The organism is Paenibacillus haidiansis (assembly GCF_036553665.1).
Taxonomy (GTDB): domain Bacteria; phylum Bacillota; class Bacilli; order Paenibacillales; family Paenibacillaceae; genus Fontibacillus; species Fontibacillus haidiansis.
On the sequence record NZ_JAZHPZ010000001.1, the window covers coordinates 728,954 to 755,393 of the forward strand.

Sequence of the window (26,440 nt, forward strand, 5' to 3'; positions counted from 1 at the left end):
TACGCATACTTAATCATATCTTTGGGCGAAAGCGCTTTATACATTGATAATTAGTTACGTTTTCATGCAATAATCTAAGGTTCGGAAGCAATAAATATCCCCGCAGCAAAATTAAGGAAACGCGATGATTTTCCTCCAGCACAAAAAGCCTTGTGAGATTGGGCTGGACTTTATCCATTGAGGGGGGAATTTGGCGGTTACGAGACTAGAAAGAAAGGGGCTTCTGCGACAACCCTTCGTTTGCAGGCTGCGTCAGAAACCCCGATTCAAAATTTATTTGAATTGCTATTACGCATGATTTACGGTTTTGCGATAGGCGGACGGAGACGTGCCCACATATTTACGGAATTTGCTGTGGAAGTAGTCCACATTCGTGTATCCGACCTTCTCGGCCACCTGGTACACCTTCAGCCCTTCCTCGAGCAGGCTTTTGGCTTTTTCGATCCGCACCTTGTCGAGATAGGTGTTGAAATACTCGCCGGTGGCGTTTTTGAACAATTTGCCCAGATAGGCGCTGTTGTAATTAAATATTCCCGACAGCGTCTCCAGTTTCAAATTATCGCTGAAATTCCGGTGAATCAAATCCAGCATGACCTTAACTTCCTGATGCTTGCCGCTTCCGCTCAGCCTGCTCATCATCTGCTCCAGGAAATATTCCGTTTGCTCATATAAATCGTTAAGCGTCAACGCCTTATATATTTCGGACAAATTATCGGAAAACTCCTTGCTGCGGCTTTGCAGTTCCGGCGATTGTTTCAGACCTTTGCCGAGAATCGAGGTCAGCATTTCTACAAAGCGGCGCTTAATCTCCGCTTCGCCGTGGCCTTCCGACACGAGATGCTGTCCAACCCTGTGAACCAGCTCCTTCATCGTCTCGCGGTTGCCTACTTCGACGGCATAGTATAGCTGCTCTGTAAAGGACTCCACGGTGGATTCACCGGCAAGCTCCGCAGGTTTGAATTCCTCCGCGGTGTTTTCGCAGAGCAGTTTGCCGCCCCCGAGGAAGAAATGGTTCTTAATTAGTTCGCGCGCCGCCGCATAGGAGGCGGCCACATCAGTGATTGAGCATACCTTCGGCCCCAGAGCGGCGGTGAATTCCACGCCCAGCTCGAACGCCGATTTCCGGATGCCCTGATAAACCCCGTCCATTTCAACGCCCAAAATCGGTTCTTTCAAGAGGATGCCGATCTGCATATGGTAGCTGAACACGGAGCCGCGCCCGGTGTCGTCAAACATCGTCGCCAGCTTCTTTCGGAATGAGGCCGCAAGCTCCGTATCCGCATCGTCTTCCAAATGGAGGCTGACCAGCAGCACCTGATAGTGTTTCCACAGGAGGCCGAGCTCCCGGGCATTCGTCTCCAGATTGGACGCCTCTTCCTGGTTTCCGGTCAGCAGCGATTGGATAAACGCTTCCCTGCCCCATTCCTTCGTCGTATTCTGCCAGCGTGTAGCAAAGGTTTCCCGTTCGATCTGCTGTCTGATCTTCACAATATAATCGATTAATTCATCCTCATCGACCGGTTTCAGCAAGTAGCCGTCGGCCCGATGGATGATCGCTTTCTTGGCATAATCAAAATCCGCATATCCGCTTAAAATAAGGATGTGCAGCATCGGATCAAGCGCACGAAGCTGCTGTATGAGCTGCAAGCCGTCCATCCCCGGCATCCGGATATCCGCGATGACCAGGTTCGGCGTATAGGTCTTATATTTCTCCAGCGCTTCGTTGCCGTTCGCCGCCGTATCCACTACCGTATATCCGTAGGCGTTCCAATCGATAAAGGTACGCAGCCCTTCCCGCAGCTTCGGCTCATCATCGACGATCAACACTTTAAACATCTGTTCTTCCCCCTGCCGGATAGCATATCCTCCAAACAAACACAAAAACATTCTTCCCGGGACGGAAAGAATTAAAGCGTTTACAGTTTATTATAAGCAATTTTCATATTTCAACAAACATTATCCTGTTCATTTATTGCACTATTTTGATGTTTTTTGGTTAAAAATAATATCCCCGAAACCGTGGATCACGTTTCCGGGGAATGGTTATAAATTCCAGCAGCGATCAAGTCAGCCGGCTTGCATCGCCTCTTGCGGACCCTCGTTTTCTTGAAATTGGATCCGGTACAATTTTGCATATAGCCCTTCCCGGGATAACAGACTTTCATGGGTTCCTTCCTCGACGATCTTCCCCCGGTCCATCACAACGATCCGGTCGGCATTCCGCACGGTCGAGAGCCTATGGGCGATAACCAAAGTCGTGCGTCCTTCCATCAGCAGATCCAGCGAAGCTTGCACCAGGCTCTCCGTTTCATTGTCGAGCGCCGAGGTCGCTTCGTCGAGCAGAAGCAGCGGAGCTTGCCGCAGAAACGCCCGCGTGATCGCAAGCCGCTGCCTTTGTCCGCCGGACAGGGAGGCGCCGTGCTCGCCGATGACGGTGTCGTAGCCAGCCGGAAGCTTCATAATGAAGTCGTCGGCTCCGGCCAAAGCGGCGGCATTTCTGATTTCCGCCTCCGATTTGCCCTCCGTGCCGAAGGCGATATTGTCGCCGATCGTCCCGGCAAACAGATACGGAATCTGCGGCACATAAGTCGTAAGCCGCCGCCCCGCCTCCAACCGTTCCTCAAGAGGGACGCCGCAGATGCTGACGCTTCCGCCATCCGGCCGGTAAAGTCCGCAGCACAGCCGGACCAGCGTCGATTTGCCCGACCCGCTCGGCCCGACGAGCGCGACCGTTTCTCCGGCGTTCACCCGCAAATTCAGCCCCTCGAAGAGCGGGCGGGAAGCCTCGGAAGAAGCATTGCCGTCCGTACGGTGACTGAAATACACATCCTGCACCCATATGGCCGGTTGATGATCAGGAGCGGCGTCGTTCTCCGCCGCGGCTTCCATCGCTCCCGGCTCCAAGTCCCGGCCCTGACCGGGTTTCCGAGTCGCTGTACGCTCTCCGGGTTCCTCTTCGGAAGGCATGTCGAGAATCTCGAACACCCGCTCGGAAGCGCCCAGCGCCTCCTGGACGCCGCCCCAGGTCCGGCTCATTTGGACGAACGGCCACTGCACCCTGCCGATCAGGATGACGAACGCCAGCACTCCCCCCGCGGTCGTCCCGCCTCCGAGCGATACAAACGCGATGAGCCCGGCGCAAATGACCATCACCAAGTTATTGATAAAGGCGGAGGTTTGCCACAGCAAGCCGTTCAGTACCGTTCTCCGGCGCTGCAGAGTTCCAAGCTCGGCCCGGTCTTGAACATAACGCTTCAGCAGCGCTTCCTCCATCCCGAACGCGCGGACAACCGTCATTCCCTGGACGACCTCTTGCAGCAGTCCCCTTAAACCGGCTTCCCGCGCGAATATCTCTTTGGACAGTATGCGAAGCTTGCGGTCAAAGAAGCGGCTGCAAAAAAATGAGACGGGCCCCACGCCGAGCGCAAGCAGCGCGATCCAGAAGTCCATGCGGGCCAAATAAACGAAAGAGAGCAGCGTAAGCAGCAGATTGTAAAACAGCTCATACACGATCCCGCTCACCATATTCATCGCTGAATCCGCGTCCTTGTTGTTGCGCGAAGACAGATCGCCGCTATGCATCGCCTGGATGTTCCGGAAGGGCAGGCGGTTGCTCTTGTCGAACAGCTTGGCCCGCAGATCCCATGTCATGCGGAAATGAACCGCGTGGCGGAAGTAATGCTGAAAAATGAGGCAGATCAGAATGACGGCGCAAGCGATGCCGACCATGGCCGTGATTCGGATCAGGGCGTCCATATCCGAGTCCGTGATCGTGTCGATAAATAACTGCTGGATTGTCGCGAAGCCGATGTCCACGGTCAGCTTGGCGGCAAGAAGCAGAACGGCGGCGATAAAACCGGCCCGGTATACCCCGGCTGATCCAAGCAGCCGGCGAAATGCCGGCCAGATCGCGGGTGCCGTTTTGCTAACGGCATTAGTGTATTTTTTCACAAGAATCCTCCTTCCGCGACGGCAAGCCCGGTTTCCGGAACGGACATGCTTTTCTCCACCATCGCCCGGTACCTTCCGTCCGCCGCCATGAGCGTTTTATGAGTCCCCGACTCCAGGATGGAGCCCTCTTCCAAATAAAAGATCATATCGGCGTCGCGAATGGTCGACAGGCGATGGGCGACAACCACGGTCGTTCTGCCCCGCATCAGATTGCCGAGCGCTTGCTGGATGATCTCCTCGTGACGGCTATCCAGCGCCGCCGTCGGTTCGTCCAGCAGCAGGATTTCCGGCTCGCGCACGAAGGCGCGGGCGATCGCGATCCGCTGCCGCTCCCCGCCGGACAGGGTCAGTCCTCGTTCTCCGATCCGGGTCTCATACCCTTGCGGCAGGCTTTCGATGAAGGCATCGATGCCCGCCGCCCGGGCCGCCTCCTTGACGGCGGACAGGTCCGCGCCGGGTCGTCCCCATTCAATATTTTCCCGGATCGTCCCCGAGAACAGGTACGGCTCCTGGGAAACATAAGCAATCCGGCTTCGCCACTCGCTCGGCGGAATATCCGGGACCAGGCCGCGATCACAGAGTATTCTTCCCGTCTCAGGCTCATAGATGGCCATGAGCAGGCTCAGGATCGTGCTTTTGCCGCTTCCGCTCGGACCGGCGAAGGCGGTTACTTTTCCCCGCTCAATCGTAAATGACAGCCCCGCCAATACCGGGTCCTTGTCGCCGTAGCGAAAACCGACCTCCTCAAAAGCGACGGTGCCGAGCTCCCCGCCGCCATGGCCTGAAGCCCCGGTTGTGCCTTTATCGGATGTTCCCGTTTCCTCCTCGAGGTCCGCAAGTTCAAATATTCGGTTCCCCTGAGCCAATGATCCCTGGAGCTCCGTCCAAAGATTGGACAGGCCCGATACCGGACGGGTAAGCTGGTCGAACGTGATGAGGAAAGCGGCTACGGCTCCGACATCCAGGCTTCCCCGGATGACGAAATAACCGCCGACGGAGAGAACGTACAGCAACCCGGCGAGCACGACGGCAAAGTTCATATTGTAGGCGACGGCCTCCAGCCGGGTCACTTTCAGGTGAAGCGCGGTAAGCCCTTTCAGCCGCAAGCCGAATTGGCCGCCGAGCCTGGATGCCAGGGAAAAGGCCCGCACCACTTCGGCCCCCTGCAGGGCGTCCTGGACATAAGACTGCTGAAGCGCCGTTTCGTGCGCCCTTTGCGCATGTAAATCCCGAAGCCGGCGGCTGAACGGGATCATGACGAGCGGCATGAATATGCAGATCAGCACCGTTCCCAAGGTCAAAATATATTGCAGCGACAGCAAATAGGACAGCAAAAACACGATTTCCAGCACGTTTCCGAACAATTCGACTGTTTTCAGATTGATGCCGGATTGCGCCGCGGGCGCCGAGTCCGTAATCCGGCCGATCAGGTCTGCGGAGTGATACCGGTCCATTTCCTTCGTTTTGGCGCGCATCAGCTTCGAGAGCAGGCTCGCTTGCAGGCGGGCGGTGGACCGGATTTCCAGCGTTCCGGATAAATAGGTGCGGGCATAATTGAAAGCCGCGTCCGCCACGACCAAGGTTATACTCATCAGACCGGCCGACAGGAGTCCGGCCAAATCCTTATCGGCCGCCGCATTGACGATCCGCCGCAAACATTCGGCCATGACCACGCCGGTTAATGACAGAATTCCGGCCAGCAGGCATAGGACGATATACCGGCCCAGGTAAGGCCTGGAGAGCGAAATCAGCCGTTTTAACGAGCCGGCTCCGCCCGTTTTTGGCGCTGCCTTGTCAGAACCAGCTTCCCCATGTTTTCTCCCCATTTCAAGTTCTCCCCTTCTACACTCTTTAATGAGAAGTTCCCCCTTGATGTTTATTCTTCCGAATGTTCATTCATCCAACAAAACCCTGGATGTCAGCGCCAACAGCTCCCGCAGCCGTTCCCCATTGAGATGGTAGTACAAGCGGTGATCGCTCCGTTTGAATTCCACGAGATCCAGAAAAAAGAAGAAGTTGGCGTGATACGTGACGGCCGCCGGCGTAATTCCCAGTTCGGCCGCAAGCTCGGCGCCGTAACGCGGCCGTTCGCGGAGCAGGATGATAAAGTCCATCCTTCTTTTGTCGGAAAGGGCCTTGAAGAACAGCTCGGCCTTCTCGCGGTCCGCCGCGGGACCGAACACCTTATCGTTGTTCGCCCCGAAGATGACCCAGAAATGATGGATATAGTCCAGCGGCCACATATGATAGTTGCCGACCTGCGAAATCACGCTGACATGGAAAGTGGCGCGGTTATCGAACAAGGCGGGCTCGCTTTTATGAATATCGATGATAAACCGCTCGGGATCGGCCTGAAAAAATGCCTCATACCGGATTAGCGCGCGCTCGCATTCCTCGCGGAGTCGTTTGGCCCAGCCGGCGAAGACATCGCAGTAAAATTGCGAAATGAGCGCCACATAGCGCTGTTTCGCCTCTTCGGGATGAGCGAGGCATTCCAGCAGCGGCCGGTGCGCCCCCTTCACTTCCTGCGGCGGCTCCGTAAGCTTCACCCGCTCGATCAGCCAGGGCAAATCCTCCCGGGCCTGTTCCCAGGTTCTGCCCTGCAGCAGAGATTCCTGCTTGTCGGAATAAACGCCGAACACCATGGCGGCTGCTCTGTCCCGGGCATCGGCTTTCTGAATTCCGGCGATGAAGGCTTCCGCACTCAAAGGCTCCGGCGAAGCAGCGATCAGTTCATAAAATGTATAATCCAAGGCTTTATGAAGGAAATCATAGGCGAAGAAAAACTCCATCTCCCTCATCATAAATGGAGACAGCTTGCTTCTGGCGTCTTCATAGAGAGTCCGGTTCAGCGGATCGATGTCAATCCGGTATTCCTCAGCCACTTCCGTCATTTGGCGTTCACAGGCGAACATCCCCATAAATACAATCAGCTCGAACGCCTCGTTATACGCGAATTTGATATTTTTCTTCAGCGGTATTTTCATATTCACCCACCCGACTATTTATTTAATAAATTTTAAATATGAGAATCTTTTTGTTTTATATTAAATAATTATTTAATGTTAAATTAACCCATCCTTTTCCTTTTGTCAATTAAAAAAGATCGCCCGGCATATAGCCAAACGATCTTCTTTAAAAAGCAGGTTTTTTGGATGGTTTTAGCGGGGAACTCCGTCCTTTACCGGAACGCCGAAATGAGGGGTTCCGTCCTCGTTCCACCCGAACACCTGGGCCCGCGTATGACGGTTCGGGTCGTACAGCGGATCGCCGGTGATCTCCTTATAGTTGCGGGCGTGATAAACAATAACGTCCCGGCCGTCCTCGGACACAGTGAAGCTGTTATGTCCCGGGCCGAACTGCCCCGATTCCTCATTGGTTTGAAAAACGGGCTCGGGCGATTTCCGCCAGACCGCCGGATCGAGCAAATCCGCGGATTCGTCCGCCGTCAGCAGACCCATGCAATAGTTGAAATCGGTGGCGCTGGCCGAATAACTGATAAAGATCCGCCCGTTCCGCTTGAGTACGGCCGGACCCTCGTTGACGCGGAAGCCGATGATTTCCCACGGATATTCCGGCGTGGAGATCATCGTTTGCTCCCCGGTCAGCGTGCAGGGATCGCTCATTTTGGAAATGTACAAATTGGAGTTGCCCTCGATGTCCGGGTCCTTTTGCGCCCAGACATAATACAACTCTCCGCGATGCTCAAAAACCGTCGCGTCCAGCGCGAACGACTCCCAGCGGGTGACGACTTGGCCTTTCTCCACCCAGTCGCCTTCCAACGGATTCTCCGCCTCGTTCTCCAGCACGTACATCCGGTGATCGAACAGACCGTCCTTCGTTTCGCTCGTTCTCGCGGCCGCAAAATAAATGTACCATTTCCCCCGGATGTAATGAATTTCCGGCGCCCAGATGTTGGCGCTGAGCGGGCCGGTATCGTATTTACGCCACACCGTCTTCGGAATCGCGTCCTTTAAGCCTTGAATCGTGGCCGAACGCCGCACTTCGATCCGGTCGTATTCCGGAACCGAAGCGGTAAAGTAGTAATAACCGTCGCTGTGTTTATAAACCCAGGGATCGGCGCGCTGCTCCACGACCGGATTGATATATTCTCCATTTGTTGGCATGTCGGTTTCTCCTTATCTATTTCTAGTTATCTGTCAGTTGCCTATTTTCTAGTTGTCTGTTTCCGGCTGATCTCCCCATTTGGAAGCAAACGGAAAAGGACAGACGGAATCCATGAGCCGCGCCCGCACGGCGACAAGGCAGCCGCAGTAGCGGCAGGTCGTGCCGTACTGCAGGCCCGGGCAGTCTTCGCACCGTTCCAATCGCCGGGCGTATTCCGTGTCCGGGACGACTTTCCTGCCGCGGGTCGCGATCTCGATCAGCCGTTCCAGCTTCTCCGGCGATACCCTTACGCTTTCCGTGCATCCCTTGCAACCGTCAAGACGCCGCGGCGTCGTGTTCTGGCTCTGCATAGCTCCGGCTCCCCGCCGCTTATTTCAGCGTCAGAACGACCACCGAAGCGGGCGGCAGCTCCGCATGCAGCCAGTCGTCCTCCAGCTTCGCCCCCGTAAATGGTACAGGCGCCAATTCGTCCGGCCGCCGGAACGTATTGTGGGCATTTAATGCGGAATGCGTCAGCATAGTTCCGCTGACTTCCCTGCCCGCGACCCCGTTCAATTCGCAGGTGACCGAAGCGCTGACCGCATGGTGCAAATTGCATAGTGAAATATGAATCGCGCCCTTGCGGTCCACGGAAGCGGATACGCTGAGCTGCGGAATCATTTGCGAGCCGTGTTTGTACATCGGGCTTTCGAATTCCACATCAAGCAGCTCCGCGTCCTGGTGTACTTTAAACATGTCGAACACATGGTAAGTCGGCGTCAGCAGCATTTTGTCGCCTTCGGTCAGCACCATCGCCTGAAGCACATTGACGACCTGCGCGATGTTCGCCATTTTTACCCGTTTGCTGTATTTATGGAAAATGTTCAAGTTAACTCCGGCGATGAGGGCGTCGCGGAGCGTATTTTGCTGGTAGAGGAAGCCCGGGTTCGTACCCGGCTCGACATCGTACCAGCCGCCCCATTCATCGACGATCAGGCCGACCTTGCCTTCGGGATCGTATTTGTCCATAATGGCCGAATGCTTGACGATCAGCTCCTCCATGTAGAGCGTGTTCTTCATCGTAGCGAACCATTCGTCGACGCCGAACTCGGTCGAAGAGCCTTTGCTGCCCTGCCAGTTGCCGGTAGGCAGTGTATAATAATGCAGGCTGAGCCCGTCCATCAGATGATGCGCTTCCCGCATCAGCACCTCGGTCCAGCGGTAATCGTCGGTGTTCGGACCGCAGGCGATCTTGTACACCCGGTTGTCCCCGTAATTCCGGACATAAGACGAATATTGACGGTAAAGGTCGGCATAATATTCCGGGCGCATATTACCGCCGCAGCCCCAATTCTCGTTGCCTACGCCGAAGAACGGCAGCCTCCAAGGCTCTCCCCGGCCGTTCTCTTTGCGCAGGCTCGCCATCGGCGATTCCCCGTCAAATGTCATGTATTCGACCCACTGCTGCATTTCCCGCACCGTGCCGCTGCCGACATTGCCGTTGATATAGGGTTCCGTTTCCAGCAGCTCGCACAGACGGAGAAATTCATGTGTGCCGAAATGATTGTTTTCCTCCACTCCTCCCCAATGGTTGTTGATCATCCGGGCCCGCTGCGATTTCGGTCCGATGCCGTCCATCCAGTGGTATTCGTCGGCAAAGCAGCCGCCCGGCCAGCGCAGAACCGGGATTTGCAGCTTTTTCAGCGCCTCCAGCACGTCATTCCGGTATCCTTCCGTATTCGGAATCGGCGAATCCGGCCCCACCCAGATTCCTTCGTAGATGCATCTGCCGAGATGCTCGGCGAATTGCCCATACAGGTACCGGCTGATCGTGCCTTTTGTCTCTTTGGGGTTAATCCCGATTTTGACCATGTTTAACAGTCCTCCTATCCAGCTGGTGTCTGTAATTTTCGGTAAATCCGGCGGTTTAACCCTTCACCGCTCCGGCGGTCATACCGTCGATAAAGTATTTCTGGAACGCCACGAACAAGATAAAGATCGGAACGATCGAGAAAAACGAGCCGACGATGAGCAGGTCATAGTTGTTGCCGTACGGAGTGAGCAATGTCTTCAACCCGATCGGCAGTGTGTATTTGTTTGAATTGCTCAGCACCATGAACGGCCACAGGAAGTTGTTCCAGCTGTTCATCCCGTTCAGAATCGCCATCGCGGCAAAAGAAGGCTTCATCACGGGCAAAATCAGACGCATATATATTCCGTATTCCGACGCCCCGTCCACACGGCCGGCGGCAATGATTTCCTTCGGAATCCCGCTGAGATACTGCCTAAAGAAGAAGATCGTGGACGCACCCGCGATCCCCGGCAAAATAATCGCGGAATAACTGTTCATCAGTCCGAGATCGTTCGTCAGCTTATAGAGCGGCAGAAGCAAGATTTCAAAAGGAACCATCATAATGAGCAGCACGCAGATGAACAGAAAGTTTTTCCCTTTAAATTCATAAGCCGAAAACCCGTAAGCGACGGTGGCGCTGACCAGCAAGGTAAGCACGACTTGAACGATCGTCAGAAACACCGAGTTGAAGAACCAGCTAAAATATACATGATCGCCGGTAAACAGAAAGATATAGTTGTCAAAGCTCATTCTGGACAAATCAAAGCTCAAGTTCAGGCCGTTTCTGACGAGATCCTCGCCCGGCTTAAAGGATGCGAGCGCGATCGCATAAAACGGAATCAGCACAAGTACGCATAGAATGGCAAAAAACACGAAGAGGACGGATTTTAACGCGATTTCCTTTTTCATCAGTTATCCTCCTTCTTGAAGAGGCCGCTGAACGCCAATTGCGACAAGTTGATGATCATGGTGACGGCAAGCAGAACGATCCCCACCGCAGCCGCATAGCCGAGGTTGTTCTTCTCGATCCCTTGGCGATACAAGTAGCCGACGATCGTAAGACCGATATTTTTCGGCGAGTTGTTGCCGTTCCACAGCATCATGCTTTCAATAAACATCGCTAGACCGGCGTAAATACTGATCGTGAGCACGTAAACCGTCGTCGGTTTGAGCAGAGGCATCGTAATTTTCGTGAATTGCTGGAATTTCGACGCCCCGTCGATGGAGGCGGCTTCATAGTAATCTTCCGGAATATTCTTAAGACCCGATAAGAAATACAGCATGTTGACCCCTGTCCATCTCCAGGTAGCCAGCACCAAAAGCGCGATATAGCCGGTAGCCTGGCCTTTCAGGAATTTGACCGGATCCAGCCCGAAAAAACCGAGCACGCTGTTCATCAGCGAAGTGTCCATTTCACCGAACATGAGGCGGAATATCGTACCGGCAACCACGACCGAGGTTAATGCCGGAAAGAAGAAGGAGGATTTGAAAAACTCTCTTCCCCACATAAATTTGCTGTTGATCAGCACCGCGAACAGCATCGGAAAAGGAATCAAAATGACCAAAGTCAAAATCATATAAATAACGCTGTTGGTTACCGCCTTAAAGAAGACGCCGTCGGTCATCAGCTTGGCATAGTTATCGAAGCCCACCCACTGCGCTTCCTGACCGAGCGTCACCTTCTGAAAGCTCATCGAAAACGAACTGGCCAGCGGATATACCCAAAATATTAAAAAGACAGCGACAAAAGGCAGTACGAACACATAAGGGGCAACCTTTTGCGAGTACAGGAACCTTTTAATCATAGTCCTCTCCTCCTTTTAAAGAGAGCTGCTCTGTAAGGAGCAGCTCTCAAGTCTTATCACCATGAGGCTTACTTTAACTCTTGTTCGATTTGAGCCTGGGCATCGTCCAGCGCCTGCTTGATGTCTTTGCCGTCCTCAAAAACTTCGTTCAGAGTCACGGTGCACAAAATGTTGTTGATCGTAGGAGAAGCGGAAGTCGACTTAATCAATTTGATTTCATCCTTGATGTCGTTCAGCACATCGAACGGGTTGTTGGCAAAGTATTTCACGAATTGATTTTCAGGGTTATGCGTTACGTCTTCCATGTTCCAAACGTCCATATTAACCGGGTCGAATCCGAGCGTATTCCAGATTTCGATATTGGCGTCTTCGGACAATTTGGCGAAGGCAAGGAAGTCTTTGGCCAGTTGAATGTCTTTGGCCGTCTTCGTTACAACCGTACCGGTACCGCCGCCGCCGACGGATCTAGGCATGCCTTCTTCGATCACCGGAATCGGAGCAATCGCGATCTTGCCGGACAAGTCGGACATATAGTTCGTATATCTGGACATTTGCCACAGCGGCATGAAAGCCGTTGCATAATTGCCAGCATTGAATTCGCCGTAAGCTTCTTCCGTGTCCGGCTGTCCGCCGGCGATGGTTGCAATCACGTTATTGTCTTGCAGGTCTTTAAGAATCGACATCGCTTTTTCCATTTCGGGAGTGTTGATCGTCGGGTTGCCGTTTTCATCGGTGAAGTCCGAACCCTGCTGCGCAAGCAGCTGCGAAAGCTGCCATGTTGCGCTCGTGTCGGCCGTGCCCATGTATTTTCCGGTCTTTTCATATACCTGAATACCGGCTTTTTTGAAATCTTCCCAAGTTACAATGGTCTTGTAGTCCACGCCGGCCTCTTCCAGAATTGCCGTGTTGTAGAAAGCTACCGATGCCCCTACGTGAGTAGGAACGCCGTAGTTTTTGCCGTCTTTGCTGTACAAATCGATACGCGATTGTACAATGGTATCTCTATAAGGATCAATGACGTCATTAAGTTCTACCAGCTGCGGCGTACCGTTCAGAAAATCCGGAAATTTCCCGAGCTCGATATCGGAGATATCCGGTGCCCCGACGCCCGTTTGCAGCGCGATCGACAGCTTGTTGTGCATGTCGTCGTACGGCATTACGGTTACATTCAGCTTGATTTGGCGATCCGGGTATTCCGCATTCCATTTCTCCAGCATCTTCTCAAAATGCTGTCCATGCAGTTCAACGAATGTCCAATAGGACAATTCGGTCGCATTCTCACCGGCACCGCCATCCAGAACGGATGTCTCCCCGCCGGCATTCGAGGAAGATTTGCCGCCGCAAGCCCCCAAAACGGTTGCCATGGCCAGCACCAAAAACATAATAAACCATTTCTTTTTCATACCTTTGACCCTCCCACATGATTGTTTGCGGCCTAAGCCTTTTTCAAACTTATAACATTCCAGGAAGCTTTGGATAAACGGGCATGTACGAAGCCGTCCCGGCACTCCGCCCCTCCGCGGGAATGAGGTTTGACTTTTTCCTCGTCCGCCGTATTAACCGCTTTCAAGTCCTCGTTTTCAAGCACGATATGCTCGACCACGCGGTAGTTCTCGAACCCTCGGATATCGCACTCCAGCTCGAGCGCTTCCTCCAGGTGGCGGTTGACGGCGAAAATCGTAATTTCTTCCGCATCCTCGCGGTATACGACGGCGCTATCAAGGTAAGGGACATCGGTGTAGTCTTGCGCATCATATTTCGGCGAGTCGACGATCGGCAGCAGCGAAACGCCGCGGCCGTAACGGGAAGCGTGTAAATAAGGGTAGAAAATCGTCTGTTTCCAGGCACGTCCTCCGTTTTCCGTCATGATCGGCGCGATCACATTGACCAGCTGGGCCAGGCAAGCCATCTTGACCCGGTCGGCGTGGCGGAGCATCGTAATCAGCATGCTGCCGACAAGCAAAGCGTCTTCAAAATTATATATATCTTCCAACTGCGGCGGTCCGACGGTCCAAGGTTCGATCTTGGTGTCCGCCTCGTTGGAGTGATACCAGACATTCCATTCGTCGAAGCTGAGGTACATCGTTTTCTTGCTGCGCTTCTTCGCTTTGACGTAATCGCAGGTGGCGATGACGGTCTTGATGAAGTGCTCCATATCCATCGAGCGGGCCAGGAAGTTGGCCGAATCATTGTCCCGGTTGCCATAGTATTGATGAAGGGAGACGAAATCGGCCACCTCATAGGTATGATCCAGGGTAATCGCTTCCCATTCGGGGAAAGTCGGCATTCCGGTGCTGGAGCTGCCGCATGACACGAGTTCGATATCCGGATCGACAAGGCGCATGGCCTTCGCCGTTTCATAAGCCAGTCTGCCGTATTCCTGCGGCGTTTTCTGTCCGATCTGCCAAGGGCCGTCCATTTCGTTGCCCAGGCACCAGGTCTTGATCCGGTGCGGCTGTTCGAAGCCGTGGCTCCGGCGCAAATCGCTCCAATAGCTGCCTCCCGGGTGGTTGCAGTATTCCAGCAGATTTCTGGCCGCATCCACGCCGCGCGTTCCCAGGTTGACCGCCATCATGACCTCGGAGCCGACCTCCTTCGCCCACTGGGCGAATTCGTTCGTACCTACCATATTCGGCTCTACCGTCCGCCAGGCCAGTTCCAGCCGTTTGGGTCTTTCAGCCACCGGGCCGACGCCGTCCTCCCAGTTGTACCCGGAAACGAAGTTCCCGCCGGGATAGCGGATAATCGGTACGTTCAGTTCCTTGATCAATTCCTTGACGTCATTGCGGAAGCCTCCGCTGTCGGCCGTAGGGTGGGAAGCCTCATAAATCCCTCCGTATACGGCTCTGCCGAGATGCTCGACGAAAGAACCGTAAATGCGCGGGTCAATTTCCGCAATTTTAAACGATTTGTCAACTACCATCTTTGCTTTGGGCATTGCTGTCGCGGATGACAAATGATCACCTTCCATTTTCCTGTTTTAAACAATCCTAAAATATTTTCAATTCGCTTGAATGAATCCGCTTACAGATATAAAATAACATATGAGAGGGACCTTGTAAATATAAAAACCTAAATCTTTTTATACTTTCTTAAATTAAATATAATTTATGCTTGAAAAGTAATGATAACAACCCTTTTTTCATGGAAATTAGAATAAATTAAGATATTTTGTTTTATCTATATGTGAAATATATAGGTGATTTTGTATTGTTTTTACCTAAAATTTTAAGCAAATTTACATTTTTTGATTTAATGCTTTATTAATCGATCAAGTTAGTTTATAATTATCTAAAATAAATGTTTGGATTCTATTATCTCCTATTGGAAGAGGGTTATATTTAGATGATTTACATTAAGGATTTGATGAGCGGAATCGATATTTTTAAAGCGTTAAGTTCTGAGATCAGGATTCAAATCCTCGAGCTTCTTGCCAAGAATCAAGCCTTGAATTTGAACGATCTGGCCACAAGGCTGAATCTCAGCAACGGGGCGATCACGATGCATATCAAAAAGCTGGAAGAGAGCGGCCTGATTGAGATCAACACCTCCGTAGGAAAGCACGGCATTCAAAAAATCTGTTATCTCAACAAAGATAAGCTGATGGTGGATTTAAGAAGCAAAGAGGTAGAGAACCTTTACGAAGTGGAAATCCAAGTCGGCCATTACAGCAACTATCAAGTTGCGCCGACCTGCGGACTGGCTACCAAAGACAGCATTATCGGCGATTTTGACGATCCGCGGTATTTCGCCGATCCCCAGCGGATCGACGCGGAAATCATCTGGCTGACCGAAGGCTTCCTGGAATACCGGATTCCGAACTATCTCAAACCCAACCAAACATTCCGGGAAATCCAGTTCTCGATGGAGCTCGGTTCCGAGGCGCCGGGCTTTTGCGACAATTATCCTTCGGACATCTTCTTCTATCTTAACGGTATTGAAATCGGCTATTGGACCAGCCCGGGGGATTTCGGGGACGCGCGCGGAACCTTCAATCCCGACTGGTGGCCGCCGCATCTTAACCAGTACGGCATGCTGAAGCTGATCCGGATCAATAACGAGGGAAGCTTTATCGACGGCTGCCGGATATCCGACGTCACGATCGAGCAGATTCAGCTCGATTACAAAAGCGAGCTCACTCTCCGCCTAGCGGTGACCGACAAATCGGTCAACAAACGCGGACTGACCATCTTCGGCCGCAACTTCGGCAACTACAGCCAGGACCTGTTGGCCCGCGTACTGTACGATGTGCACGAGACAGAGGTGGTATTGCCGAAACGGACGCAAAGAAGCTTGGTACCGAAGAGCTAAAAGAAGCGCAATAACCTTCGCAACACCGGGATTTCCTCCGGGTGCTTGCTATTAACTCGCGCGTGGCACGGGATATTGCCATCTTGGCCGGCAGAGATTGCCATCATGCGGCCGAATGCTGCACTTTTTGCAATAATTTTGCGTCCTTAAGCGGATCGATCGCACGATTGTTGCATTTAATGCAGCATTTCGGGCAAATGAAGGGCTGTTTCGCCCCTAAGCCTTTCAAAATACTGCAGAAGATAAATTTTCAAGAAGCATGTAATGTAATCGCTTACTTTCAAGTATAATAGAAAATAATAAAATTAAAATAAACGATCCCAATACCTTTTTATACATTTTCACTTTTGTTTACCTCGAATCCCGATCGAAAGAACTTGGAGTATTTAGACATCATTCTCGTTAAAGTAGGGGCTTTATACTTGGGGGAGGAAGGTGTTGTATATAATACAACATAAATAATTATAAAAAGACGCCGTGCGGCGTCTTTTTATATGTGCTGCTGATCAGTTATTCATGCCCAACCTATCTATTCCGTCCGATATTCCTGCGACAGCTTCTGAATGACTGCGTCCGAGATTACCAGATTGTACACGCGCAGTTCATCCATCATCCCCTTGAACGGGGGATCCCACCAGTTGACTCCCAAGCTGAATGTACCTTCCGCACCCGTAAAGACGTCCGGAAAGCCGGTGCCCGAAAACTTTTGCTCGCCGTCCACATAGACCTTCACGGCGCCCTCATTAACTGTAAAAGCAACATGATGCCATTCATTCGCGGAAATTATGGAGCCGGTCGTTGCGTCATACCACGCTTCACCCGACCACAGCATCGTGTTGTTATCCCAGGATTCCGGGACAAGACTGATCCAGCTGCTTACCGACGCCGCTCCAAAGAAGCTCGTCGTGAACTGGGTGAACTGCTCCGGATTCAGCCAGAGAGATACGGAATAACTATTCCCCGTTATAAGCCCATCCGCCAGCCTGATGCCGGAGTTCCCATCAAATACGGCGGCTTGCCCCGCCACGCCGGCGTCGTAAGTGATTGTTCCGTCTGTCGTACCGATCAATTTCCCCGTAACGGTACCTTCCGCAAACTGGCCGGCAGCATCCGCCAGATCATTTTCGAAGGAATACCGGGCAACTACTCCGTAGTCCGTATCGATCGGGGCGACGACAATTGAAAATTGCTTCGATGCGCTGGCTTTCCCCTTCGTAATCGTCGCGGTCAGCGTAGCCTTTAAGCTGTCTTCCCCGACTTCCGGCGGATAAATCACACCCGTATCCGAAATCACGCTCGCATCCGAAGTGGACCACGAAATGACGGTGCCGCGCATTCCCTCCGTCGGCAATGTCAAATCATTCATGACTTTGCTTGTATCGCCAAGGCTTAAGTCGGCTTGTACAGCTTTCACAATCTGACGGTCTGGCAAATCGGGTTGTCTAATTCCCCAGACGGCTTCACCTTGCGAAGAAATCGCCGTAAAAGTCATCGTTTCTTCTTCCAGAATTGGATCCCACCCGCTAACAAACACACCGTCATAAGTAACCCCGTCGATGGTAAGGACGGCATTATAATTGCCGTTCAACGCCCATGTGCCCTTGACATCTCCCGAGATCGTCTTATCTTTGTTCAGCGTAATATTTACCGAAGACGCAATATCTCCGGAATATTGAAGCCCATGATTCACGAATTTATAATCTCCCGCCACCTTGTTTGCTTTGACGGGTTTCAGCGATTCGCCGGCATAACGCTCCGGGGCAACGACCAGCCAGCCGTTTTTATTCTTAAACATTTGATGCACCCGCAGCTCATGAGTTTCGCCTCTTTGCGGGAATCTCGTATGGAAATAAAGGAAGTACTTTCCCGATTCCTCATCATAATATACCGAGTTATGACCGGGCGAGACATAGCCGTAGCCGATCCCGGTGCCGGATTCGCCAATTTCCCTTTCAAACAGGAAATTTCCCATCATTTTTATACCATAGGGATAGTTGTCCGTGTCTCCCGGCAAAACCGCGCTTTGTCCGGCGGCATCCAGGTACGGGCCATCCGGCCGGACTGAGCGAAACTGTCTCATGTTATACCCGCCGTTCGCGCCAAGCCAGCCATAGGTCACATTTAAATAATAGTAACCCGAAGATTTGTCATAAATAATATAAGGACCTTCTCCCGATTTCGTAAATCCGCCCGCTATCTTGGTTCCGAAATACCGGTCCACAAGCCGCCCGTCCGCCGTTGTTCCGTCTTTGCCCGGATGAATCACCCGGCCGGTCGCCGGATCAAGTTCAACAATGAAGATTCCTCCCGACCAGGAGCCGTAAGTCATCCACAGCTTGCCTTCCTCGTCAAAGAATAGTGCGGCGTCTATCGCATTCGGGTAGATCGCATTATTGTACGAACCGTCGCTGTTAAACCAGTTTGAATTTACCCCGGTTATTTTCCCGTCCTCAATCAATCCGGCGATGTTCGTATTGCTCCACTTCTTGTCAACGTCACTGTCGGCATCAAATGCCGTATCCCGCGTAAAACCGGAATAAATAACCGTATCCGCATAAGTGTAAGGTCCCTCGATATTTCGGGAGACCGCATACCCGATGGCGGAGCGAATATATGTCGAAGAAACGCTGTAATAAATCATATAGGCTCCCGTAGTTCCATCCTCATTCCGGTAATACTCGTTCCAGATGACGGCCGGAGCCCATACGGCATACCCGCCCTTGCTGTCCGAATCGTCCTCCCCCGCCCAGGCGAACGACTCCGCCAAATTGGCGGACAGATCGCCGTAAATGGTGTTCCCCGGCGTCGTATACCCGTTCGTAAACGTGGTCCACTTCATCAAGTCGCTAGATTTGGCAGCTTCAATATGCGATCCGAAAACATAATAGGTAGAGCCGTCTTTGATGACGGAAGGATCGTGAACGGACACATTGGCAAAGGACTTCGCCGCCTTAGCTTGGCCGGAATCACTGCCTTCGGCAAAACCGGCGGCAGGTATTAATATAAGCATAACAAGCAGCATCACAAAGCATCGGCTTAATTTTTTCAATTGATATCCCCCTCTATCCCTTGATTCCCGAATTCAAATTGATCGATTGAATAAAGTATTTTTGCGCAAATACGAACAGCAGCAGGGTAGGAATGATCGCCAGCAGCGCCGAGCCTACCAATTGGCCGATCATGCGGTAGTTGCCGTAAATGTCCTGCAGTAACAAGAGACCCGCGGTAACAGGCATTTTTTCCACATCCGTATAAACGATAACCGGCCATAAGAAGTCGTTCCATGAGCCGACAAACGAGAACAGGGCGCATACTATCAGGACAGGCTTGATTAACGGGAGAATAATGGAATAATAAATTCTGAAATCTCCTGCCCCGTCCACGCGGGCCGACTCGTCGAGCTCATTTGGAATTCCCTTGAGGAATTGTCTTACCAGGAAGATGTTGCCCATCCCTGCCAAGCCCGGGATTATCATAGCCCAGGAAGTATTCACCCAACCGAACAAATCGATGATTTTATAGGAAGGGATTATGTTGACGACACCCGGAAAGAACGAAATGCCAAGCAAGGTAAAAAACAAGGTGTCTCTGCCTTTGAATTTCATGCGGGAATAACCGTAGCCGGTCATAGAGATAACGACGATCACCAAAAACGTATGAAAAACCGCGATATAAATGGAATTCACCATCCATCGCAGGATCGGTGCCGTAGAGGTATTCCCAAGTACGGTCAAATAGTTTTCAAGCGTCCAATCGACCGGAAGCAGCCGGAAGCCTGTCGAAACGACTTCGGTTTGGGAACGAAAAGACGTGGAGATACCGAACAACACCGGAATTACCCAAATAAAGCACACGACAAATAAAAAAAGGTACGCAATATATTTTGAGATGCTTATTTTTTTGGACATCCGATCACACCCTACCTCTCGTTTCCTTAATCCGACGTTCATCGCGATTAGTTGGAATTCCGACTCATGACGTAGTATTGCAGCGCCGAGACAACCAAAATGACCAACCCGAGCAGCACGGCCATGGCGGAAGCCATGCCTGCGATCGATTCGCCGTGGCCGAAGGCCAGCTGACGGATGTACATCATGAGCACATGGGTGGTTTGTCTCGGACCCCCGTCGGTCATCATCAACGGCTGACCAAATACGTTAAAGGAAGCTGCGGTCGTCATCACGAATGTGTAAATTAGAGGAAAACGAATGGACGGTAGGGTAATGCTGAAAAACCTTTTGACGGACCCGGCTCCGTCCATTTCGGCCGATTCATACAAATCCTTGGAAACCCCCGCGATCGATGCCCGATAAATGATCATATTGCCCCCAACGCCGCCCCAAACGGAAATGACGAAAATAATAATCCATGCATACGGTTGGTTAGCCGCCCAAGCAACCTGCGAGTGAAATACATTCCCGGTAATCCCCAGCTGCTTATTGAATATCAAGAGCCAGATCAAGGCCGCCGCCGAAATTGAAATAAGGCCCGGAATATATATAATCGCCTGGATCGTTCCTTTCAATTTGATCTGCTTGTGCTCAAGCGCCACCGCGACAAGGAGCGGAATCACGATCAACAACGGAACGCTGATCACCACGAAAATCAACGTGTTTTTCAAACCGTTAAAGAACTGGTTATAGAAGGTTGATGTTTCGTCAAATAAAATGGTCTTGTAGTTGGAAAGACCAATCCATTCCGGATTGTTCATCAGGTTCCAGTGCGTAAATGAAGCATAAATGCCGTAGACCGTGGGGATGAGGATAAAGATCAGAAATAATATCAGGTGAGGACCCACAAAGAAAACAGGTGCAAAAGATCGCTTTTTCATATCCTTTCGCTATCTCCTTTTGGAGAAATAATGTGCCGGATAACTATTCTGGCACATTATTTCTTTCTTACTGTTTTGCTAAGGCTTAATTCGTGGTCGTTTTGCTGCTCTCGGCAATTTTATCCTCAACAAATTTCTGCATGGTCTTCAATGTTTCATCCAAGTCCACGTTTCCGCGAACGATATCCGCACAATAGGTATCGACCGCTTCGGCAACATACGGGTAGTATTCATAGGTGTATATATAAAGGGAATCGATTTCTTGTTGGTTCGCGGTAAAGAAGGATTGCATGTAATTTTGGAATTCGGGGTTTTCGATGACTTGTTTACTCGCTACGATTTGGCCGGCCTTCGCCCATTCCATCGAGTTTTCGCGAACATATTCCAGGAATGCGCCGATTCCGGCTTCTTTTTCATTCGTGCGCTTCTCGTTGCCAAGCATTGCAAACAGGTGCGAAGAAGCACGATTCGTAAATTTATCCGGCGTTGGCGAATAGATATTGGTCACTCCAAAATTCAAGCCTTCCACGGCGGCATGAGCCGTTGAAGTCCAGGTGCCGTCCGTGGAGAACAGGACATTGCCGGATTGAAACATCAGATAACCGTCTTCCCCGAATGGAGTCATCAGACCGGCATCGGCAATCTTCTTGACATTTTCAAAGGCCTGCTTCATCACCGGGGTGTCCACAGCCGGTTTGCCGTTCTCCTGGATATCCCCGCCCAAATCCTGCACTTGCGCCAGGATCACCCAGCCGAGCAAAGCATCGTTTACGACGTATTGGCCTTCATCAAGCTTGCCTTGCAAGGAAAGCATCTCATCGATGGTTACTACATTGTCGTCCAGAAAAGATTCGACGCTGTATTTTTTTAGCAAATCCTTGTTGTAGTACATTGTGTTTGCATGAATGTCCAAAGGCACGGTGTATTGTGTGCCGCCGATATTACCGGTGCTCCAAGCTTGAGGCAGGTAGTTCTCTTCTTTGATTTCAGGCTGGCCGGAAATCGCCGTTTCAATCGGCTCCAGCGCGCCTTGCTTTACATAACCGGGAACACGGTCCGCATGGATGATCGCCAAATCCGGAATGCCTTTACCCGAGTTCAGGACGGTCGAAATCTTCGTGTACATATCGGCCGTCACCACATGCTTCACTTTGAATTCGGGATTTGTTTCATTGTAACTTTTGACGATTTGATCCATGTATGCTCCGTCATCACCGGTCAGCGGCGTCCAAAATGTAATCGTATTTTTGTCTTCGCCATTACTGCAGGCACTCAACATAATACTTACTATAAATACCGTTAATAATGAAACTATCCAGTTCTTTTTCAAAGCTTTCGCCCCCAAATAGAATCAAAATAGAATCAGATCACATTTTAGCTTTCCTGAATTTTGTCCACACGCGAAACCAAACTTGTACGTACATGTTCCCATAAAAAAAATTGCTTAACTCTTGTGCAACTATCTTAGAATACTTTTTTAAAGATCACCCCCATATTTTATCTGAATTTGGAAAATATTAAATCGCCTCTAACAATTGGGATGAATCCGCTTTCAGATATAAAATAGCATAATGAGGTATTATTTGTAAATGTAAAACCTAAATCTTTTTATATAATTTTGAATAAAATGATTGTCGTAACTGAAACTAGTGATAACAGCGCAGTTTTTCATGAAAATTACAATGAATTTTTAGGTTTTTGTTTTATATTATATTAAAATATTTTGCCGAATCGATGCAGATTTTAAATGTAATTTTGAATATATTTACATTTTTTAATTTAGTGCGCTCGAAACCGGCTAGTTTGTTTATGATTGTTTGAAGTAAATTCAGGATAATTATTGAGGGGTTAAAAAAAAGGGGGGGCATCCATAAACGGGTTTGCTAATATTTTGGCCAATAAAAGACGCCGTGTGAGCGTCTCTTATTGGCCAAAAGGCGAATTCATTCAGGCTTAAGCTTCGTTCAGCGCGCGCAGAAAAGTATGGCGGTTCGGGCGGATCCGGTGCGCCTCGCGCAAACTGCGCGCGAACAGCCCGTCGCCGATGCCGAGCTCGGCAAGGCTGGACGGTCCCCCGGCGAGCTGCAGCAGCTCGCGGATCGCCGCCTCGGACGGCACGTCCGCCAGCCAGCTGCGGACGAGCTCGCCGTGCCGCCGCAGCGCCTCCGGCTCGCCGCCGGGGAACACGCCGCGCTCCGCGGCGTCGTGGTAGAGGCGCGAGATTTCGGCGCAGGCGACGCCGACCTTGGCGCCGTGCAGCAGCGCCCGCCGGCCCCGGCGCAAATATTCCATCTCCCAGTAATGGGAGAGATGGTGCTCCGCGCCGGACGCGGGATGCGACTGCCCGAACAGCAGCATGGCGATGCCGGATTCGATCAGCGCCGTCATCAGCGCGGTGATGCCCTCCTGCGTGCGCCCGCCGATCTCACGGGCGTGCCGCACGCAGGAGGCCAGAGCGCGCTCGGTGATCTCCGCCGCCTGTTCATTGTAAGGCTCTCCCCCCGTTAGGTGGGAGAACTTCCAATCGAACAGGGAGGTGTATTTGCCGAGCATGTCCCCGAATCCGGCGGCGACGAGACGCTGCGGCGCCCGCATCAGGACGTCCAGGTCGGCAAAGATCGCGGTCGGCGAAACGGCTGGCACGGTCGTCTTCATCCCGCGGATGGTGAGCGGGGCTCCCGCGGAAGTGAAGCCGTCGACCGACGGCGCCGTCGGCACCGAGATGAACGGGATGCCGCATTTGTGCCCGGCAAAGCGGACGATATCGTGAATCGTCCCGGAGCCGACGGCGATCAGCGCCTCGGTCATCCCCGGCTCGATCGCCAGCAGCAGCTGCACGATGGCGGCCTCGTCGGCGACCACGTCGCCGGTCTCGGCGGGCTCAAGCAGGCAGAGCGATGGCTCCAGGCCCGCCTCCCTCATGCTCTGCTCCAGCTTTCTGCCCGCCGCTTCATAGGTGTTCGCGTCCGCCGCCAGCAACAGCCGCCGGCTGCCGTGCTCCAGGAAAAACGGTGCCACCTGTTTCAGCGCGCCGGCCTCCAGAACGAGCTTCTCAAAGAACGGTGACGTTGTCCCGCCGCCTGTACCAGTACCGACATCGACATTCGACATAAGCAAATTCCTCCCCATTCCAGAACTTATTGCAGCTAAAATGAATACGGTTTCAATTTCGTATCTCAGTTGTACATACAATAACTTTCTATTTGCCTTTATTTCGCTATGCTGTACGTACAAATTGTTATGGAAATATTTTATCTCTACACCGGATAAATAGCAAGCATTAAATATGGAGTAAGGAGAGTAAAGGGCCGGTCTTCTTTACGATGAATCCGGCCCAATGCATGGCATTTACGCTCCGCCCGCCCAATTCGCCCCGTTCAACAGCAGCTTGGCGTATTCGGGATTCCGGAAGGAATCGATATGATGCCCCGGCATCAAATATACTATCCGGCCCAGGCCGAACCGGCGCGCCCAAGCGGCGGGCCTGTCCCGGTCTTCGTGCCGGTAGGTCAGCAGCACTTCGTGATCGCTGAAGTGGTCCGTATCAAACCGGTAAGGCTCCTCCGGCATGGTAAACGGCCGGATGCCTTCCGTGACCGGGTGGTCGTTATTTTCGACGCGAAAATCCAGCTCCCGGTACGCCGGATGCCCGGTGAACCGCGCGCCGAGCATCTGCGCCGCTTCCGGCCGGGCTTGCAGCGATATCCCGTTATGCAGCGCCAGCAAACCGCCGCCTCCGGCGATGTAGGCGAGGAGCCCCGCCGTTTGCCCGTCCGTCATGGGCAGCTCCCAACGGTCGGCGTATGAAATGCAGAGGTCGCAGCGGGATATTTCTTCAACATGCAAGCTGTCATAATCATCGCTCGCTTCCACGGTCCACCGCTCCTCCAAAATGTCCCGCAACCGTCCCTCCACCGCTCCCAGCGGATGATAGGGCGCATCGGTATAATCTCCGATCAGCAGCGCTTTAGGTTTAACTTTCGTTATATGCTCCATACATGCCTGCCTCCCTCTCCTCGATTAACTTCGATTACCACAGCATCGCCTTTCCTTTGGCATCTATAAACCGGGGGCCCTCTTCGATTCCCAAGCCGTTCTCTTCATTCCGGCCGATCCGCTCCATGATCCGTGCGATGATATTCTCCGCCGACTGCGCCGGAGTCCATTCGGCGTCCGCGTCCAGTTTGCCGCGCATATAAGTTTGAACCCAGCCGGGATGGAGGATCATGACCTGTACTCCCGCTTTCTTAAGCCCGTTATGCACCAAGCTCGACTGTATATTGAGCGCGGCTTTGGACATGCAGTAGGCAAACCAGCTGTCGCGCCGGTTTTGACCGATACTGCCGGCTTCGGAAGATAGGTTGACAATCAATTTTGCGGTACTGTTCAACACGAGCGGAGCCAAGGCCTGCGTCACCCGCAAAGCGCCGAGCGCATTGACGTTGAACACCTTGAGCATCTCGTCGTAATTCAACTCGTCCATAATCGTGGCTTCGATGTCACCCAGGATGCCGGCATTGTTGATCAAAATATCAATCCGGCCCGTCCGCTCTTTGATGGCCGCGGCCGCTTCCCGGACGCTCCCGTCGCTGCCGATATCCAGCGGAACCAGTGTCAACCGATCCCCAAAGCGCTGATGCAGTTTTTCCAAGGCGACTTCTTCCGCATTGTATCTGCCGGCGAAGACGCGGCAGCCGCGCTTCAGCAGCGCCACGGTCAAAGCCAGCCCGACGCCGTGATCCGCCCCCGTAACCAGTGCCGTGTATTCCATGCCGCTCACTCTCCTTAGGTTCATTAGTAAATTTTTCATGGGTCCAACATCTATTGTCCATCGTACCAAAGAGTTATGCAACCGCTGATATTGATTCGTGCCGACGTCTGATAATAAGAACAACAACCAAACCGGGAAGAGGCACCTTGCAGCGCCCCACCATGACCCGGAACCTGGGGGCTGGATGAGCGTTGAGGGGCAAAAGCGGATGGTTGTTTAAAGTTACTAATGTTAGAAGATTGCGATTGTTATGGGCTGCGATTGTTTAGAGTTGCGGGCGTTGGGGTTTACGGGTGTTTGGGAGTTATAGGCGCGTTTGGGAGTTATAGGTGCTTGAGAGTTGTAGGTGCTTGGGGAGGTACGGTGATCGGAAGTTGGAAGCCACTGGTAATTTGAATCTGCGAGAAATCGGTGACTGTGAATATAAGGGTCTGTTGTCGTGAGTTAAGTATATTGGGATTGGGAACGGTTAATCTAAATTGCGGGGTTGGGATGCGTGTATATAAGAATGTCGTGTTGTAGATTAAGAGGGCGTGTGGTGTAGCAGGATAGTGCGGTAATAAGATAAGTCGTTCATTAAAGTAAATAAGTGGTTGGAGTTAGATAGGTGGTGTGTTGAGCAGTTTGGAAATTGGATGGACTAGAGTACGTTTGCGGTAGGTTGGCGTTGTCCGGCAAATAGCACTATCCGCGGCAGAAGGGTAACGGTTGCAAAAAAACGGAAGAAGCGGAAGTTGTGCAAAATGCAGAAGTTTGTGACAGAAGCTTGTGAAGTCACAGTAGTTTGTAAAGTTGCTAAATTTACATATTTT

The 26,440-nt window shown here is 52.0% G+C and carries 19 protein-coding genes; 1 reads left to right on the forward strand and 18 read right to left on the reverse strand.

Annotated features, from left to right (window positions below; translation table 11 throughout):
* Nucleotides 1-288: 288 nt before the first annotated feature.
* The 11 genes from V3851_RS03425 to arfA form a co-directional block, all read right to left on the reverse strand.
* A complete protein-coding gene (locus tag V3851_RS03425) occupies nt 289-1,836 on the reverse strand; it encodes a response regulator transcription factor (RefSeq protein WP_331845068.1) in 1,548 nt (515 codons plus the stop codon).
* 231 nt (nt 1,837-2,067) lie between these two features.
* Nucleotides 2,068-3,951 (reverse strand): ABC transporter ATP-binding protein, encoded by a 1,884-nt coding sequence (locus V3851_RS03430; RefSeq protein ID WP_331845069.1) that lies wholly within the window; start codon nt 3,949-3,951, stop codon nt 2,068-2,070.
* Nucleotides 3,948-5,777 (reverse strand): ABC transporter ATP-binding protein, encoded by a 1,830-nt coding sequence (locus V3851_RS03435; RefSeq protein ID WP_331845070.1) that lies wholly within the window; start codon nt 5,775-5,777, stop codon nt 3,948-3,950. Before V3851_RS03435 ends, V3851_RS03430 begins: the two co-directional genes overlap by 4 nt.
* Before the next feature lie 66 nt (nt 5,778-5,843).
* Nucleotides 5,844-6,938: an ArsR/SmtB family transcription factor gene (locus V3851_RS03440; protein ID WP_331845071.1), complete on the reverse strand. Its 1,095-nt coding sequence runs from the start codon at nt 6,936-6,938 to the stop codon at nt 5,844-5,846.
* Nucleotides 6,939-7,112: 174 nt separating this feature from the next.
* The gene (locus V3851_RS03445) at nt 7,113-8,078 is read right to left on the reverse strand and encodes a glycoside hydrolase family 43 protein (protein WP_331845072.1); all 966 of its coding nucleotides are present in this window, start codon (nt 8,076-8,078) and stop codon (nt 7,113-7,115) included.
* Nucleotides 8,079-8,126: 48 nt separating this feature from the next.
* On the reverse strand, nt 8,127-8,429 hold the full coding sequence (locus V3851_RS03450; RefSeq protein WP_331845073.1) for a DUF6171 family protein: 303 nt from the start codon (nt 8,427-8,429) through the stop codon (nt 8,127-8,129).
* 19 nt (nt 8,430-8,448) lie between these two features.
* Nucleotides 8,449-9,930 (reverse strand): alpha-N-arabinofuranosidase, encoded by a 1,482-nt coding sequence (locus V3851_RS03455; RefSeq protein ID WP_331845074.1) that lies wholly within the window; start codon nt 9,928-9,930, stop codon nt 8,449-8,451.
* Nucleotides 9,931-9,985: 55 nt separating this feature from the next.
* Nucleotides 9,986-10,819, reverse strand: a complete 834-nt coding sequence (locus V3851_RS03460) for a carbohydrate ABC transporter permease (protein WP_331845075.1) — start codon at nt 10,817-10,819, stop codon at nt 9,986-9,988.
* Nucleotides 10,819-11,715, reverse strand: a complete 897-nt coding sequence (locus tag V3851_RS03465) for a carbohydrate ABC transporter permease (protein ID WP_331845076.1) — start codon at nt 11,713-11,715, stop codon at nt 10,819-10,821. Before V3851_RS03465 ends, V3851_RS03460 begins: the two co-directional genes overlap by 1 nt.
* Nucleotides 11,716-11,783: 68 nt before the next feature.
* On the reverse strand, nt 11,784-13,118 hold the full coding sequence (locus V3851_RS03470) for an ABC transporter substrate-binding protein (protein WP_331845077.1): 1,335 nt from the start codon (nt 13,116-13,118) through the stop codon (nt 11,784-11,786).
* A gap of 32 nt (nt 13,119-13,150) precedes the next feature.
* Nucleotides 13,151-14,638 carry an arabinosylfuranosidase ArfA gene (arfA, locus tag V3851_RS03475; RefSeq protein WP_414859258.1) on the reverse strand — a complete coding sequence of 496 codons (1,488 nt, stop codon included), beginning with the start codon at nt 14,636-14,638 and terminating at the stop codon, nt 13,151-13,153.
* Nucleotides 14,639-15,060: 422 nt separating this feature from the next.
* On the opposite strand from arfA, the gene V3851_RS03480 reads away from it, so the two are divergent.
* Nucleotides 15,061-16,026 (forward strand): ArsR/SmtB family transcription factor, encoded by a 966-nt coding sequence (locus tag V3851_RS03480; protein ID WP_331845078.1) that lies wholly within the window; start codon nt 15,061-15,063, stop codon nt 16,024-16,026.
* Nucleotides 16,027-16,555: 529 nt separating this feature from the next.
* On the opposite strand, the gene V3851_RS03485 is transcribed toward V3851_RS03480, so the two are convergent.
* The 7 genes from V3851_RS03485 to V3851_RS03515 all read right to left on the reverse strand — a co-directional run bounded on the left by V3851_RS03485 (nt 16,556) and on the right by V3851_RS03515 (nt 25,628).
* Nucleotides 16,556-19,048 (reverse strand): LamG-like jellyroll fold domain-containing protein, encoded by a 2,493-nt coding sequence (locus tag V3851_RS03485; protein ID WP_331845265.1) that lies wholly within the window; start codon nt 19,046-19,048, stop codon nt 16,556-16,558.
* Between the two features lie 40 nt (nt 19,049-19,088).
* A complete protein-coding gene (locus V3851_RS03490; RefSeq protein ID WP_331845079.1) occupies nt 19,089-19,934 on the reverse strand; it encodes a carbohydrate ABC transporter permease in 846 nt (281 codons plus the stop codon).
* Between the two features lie 47 nt (nt 19,935-19,981).
* Entirely contained in the window at nt 19,982-20,857 is an 876-nt protein-coding gene (locus V3851_RS03495; RefSeq protein ID WP_331845080.1) for a carbohydrate ABC transporter permease, read from the reverse strand.
* 85 nt (nt 20,858-20,942) lie between these two features.
* On the reverse strand, nt 20,943-22,136 hold the full coding sequence (locus tag V3851_RS03500; RefSeq protein WP_414859259.1) for an extracellular solute-binding protein: 1,194 nt from the start codon (nt 22,134-22,136) through the stop codon (nt 20,943-20,945).
* A gap of 674 nt (nt 22,137-22,810) precedes the next feature.
* Entirely contained in the window at nt 22,811-24,091 is a 1,281-nt protein-coding gene (locus V3851_RS03505; RefSeq protein ID WP_331845082.1) for a sn-glycerol-1-phosphate dehydrogenase, read from the reverse strand.
* Nucleotides 24,092-24,205: 114 nt separating this feature from the next.
* Nucleotides 24,206-24,853 carry a ThuA domain-containing protein gene (locus V3851_RS03510; RefSeq protein ID WP_331845083.1) on the reverse strand — a complete coding sequence of 216 codons (648 nt, stop codon included), beginning with the start codon at nt 24,851-24,853 and terminating at the stop codon, nt 24,206-24,208.
* 34 nt (nt 24,854-24,887) lie between these two features.
* Nucleotides 24,888-25,628: an SDR family oxidoreductase gene (locus V3851_RS03515; protein ID WP_331845084.1), complete on the reverse strand. Its 741-nt coding sequence runs from the start codon at nt 25,626-25,628 to the stop codon at nt 24,888-24,890.
* Nucleotides 25,629-26,440: the final 812 nt, after the last annotated feature.

Bases quoted from the DNA above. Each gene is read 5' to 3' on its own strand.
- V3851_RS03470 (WP_331845077.1), bottom strand. From the start codon at position 13,118: ATGAAAAAGAAATGGTTTATTATGTTTTTGGTGCTGGCCATGGCAACC.
- V3851_RS03455 (WP_331845074.1), bottom strand. From the start codon at position 9,930: ATGGTCAAAATCGGGATTAACCCCAAAGAGACAAAAGGCACGATCAGC.
- V3851_RS03495 (WP_331845080.1), bottom strand. From the start codon at position 20,857: ATGAAAAAGCGATCTTTTGCACCTGTTTTCTTTGTGGGTCCTCACCTG.
- arfA (WP_414859258.1), bottom strand. From the start codon at position 14,638: ATGGTAGTTGACAAATCGTTTAAAATTGCGGAAATTGACCCGCGCATT.
- V3851_RS03510 (WP_331845083.1), bottom strand. From the start codon at position 24,853: ATGGAGCATATAACGAAAGTTAAACCTAAAGCGCTGCTGATCGGAGAT.
- V3851_RS03460 (WP_331845075.1), bottom strand. From the start codon at position 10,819: ATGAAAAAGGAAATCGCGTTAAAATCCGTCCTCTTCGTGTTTTTTGCC.
- V3851_RS03440 (WP_331845071.1), bottom strand. From the start codon at position 6,938: ATGAAAATACCGCTGAAGAAAAATATCAAATTCGCGTATAACGAGGCG.
- V3851_RS03465 (WP_331845076.1), bottom strand. From the start codon at position 11,715: ATGATTAAAAGGTTCCTGTACTCGCAAAAGGTTGCCCCTTATGTGTTC.
- V3851_RS03485 (WP_331845265.1), bottom strand. From the start codon at position 19,048: ATGCTGCTTGTTATGCTTATATTAATACCTGCCGCCGGTTTTGCCGAA.
- V3851_RS03445 (WP_331845072.1), bottom strand. From the start codon at position 8,078: ATGCCAACAAATGGAGAATATATCAATCCGGTCGTGGAGCAGCGCGCC.
- V3851_RS03515 (WP_331845084.1), bottom strand. From the start codon at position 25,628: ATGGAATACACGGCACTGGTTACGGGGGCGGATCACGGCGTCGGGCTG.
- V3851_RS03435 (WP_331845070.1), bottom strand. From the start codon at position 5,777: ATGGGGAGAAAACATGGGGAAGCTGGTTCTGACAAGGCAGCGCCAAAA.
- V3851_RS03490 (WP_331845079.1), bottom strand. From the start codon at position 19,934: ATGTCCAAAAAAATAAGCATCTCAAAATATATTGCGTACCTTTTTTTA.
- V3851_RS03450 (WP_331845073.1), bottom strand. From the start codon at position 8,429: ATGCAGAGCCAGAACACGACGCCGCGGCGTCTTGACGGTTGCAAGGGA.
- V3851_RS03500 (WP_414859259.1), bottom strand. From the start codon at position 22,136: ATGTTGAGTGCCTGCAGTAATGGCGAAGACAAAAATACGATTACATTT.
- V3851_RS03425 (WP_331845068.1), bottom strand. From the start codon at position 1,836: ATGTTTAAAGTGTTGATCGTCGATGATGAGCCGAAGCTGCGGGAAGGG.
- V3851_RS03480 (WP_331845078.1), top strand. From the start codon at position 15,061: ATGATTTACATTAAGGATTTGATGAGCGGAATCGATATTTTTAAAGCG.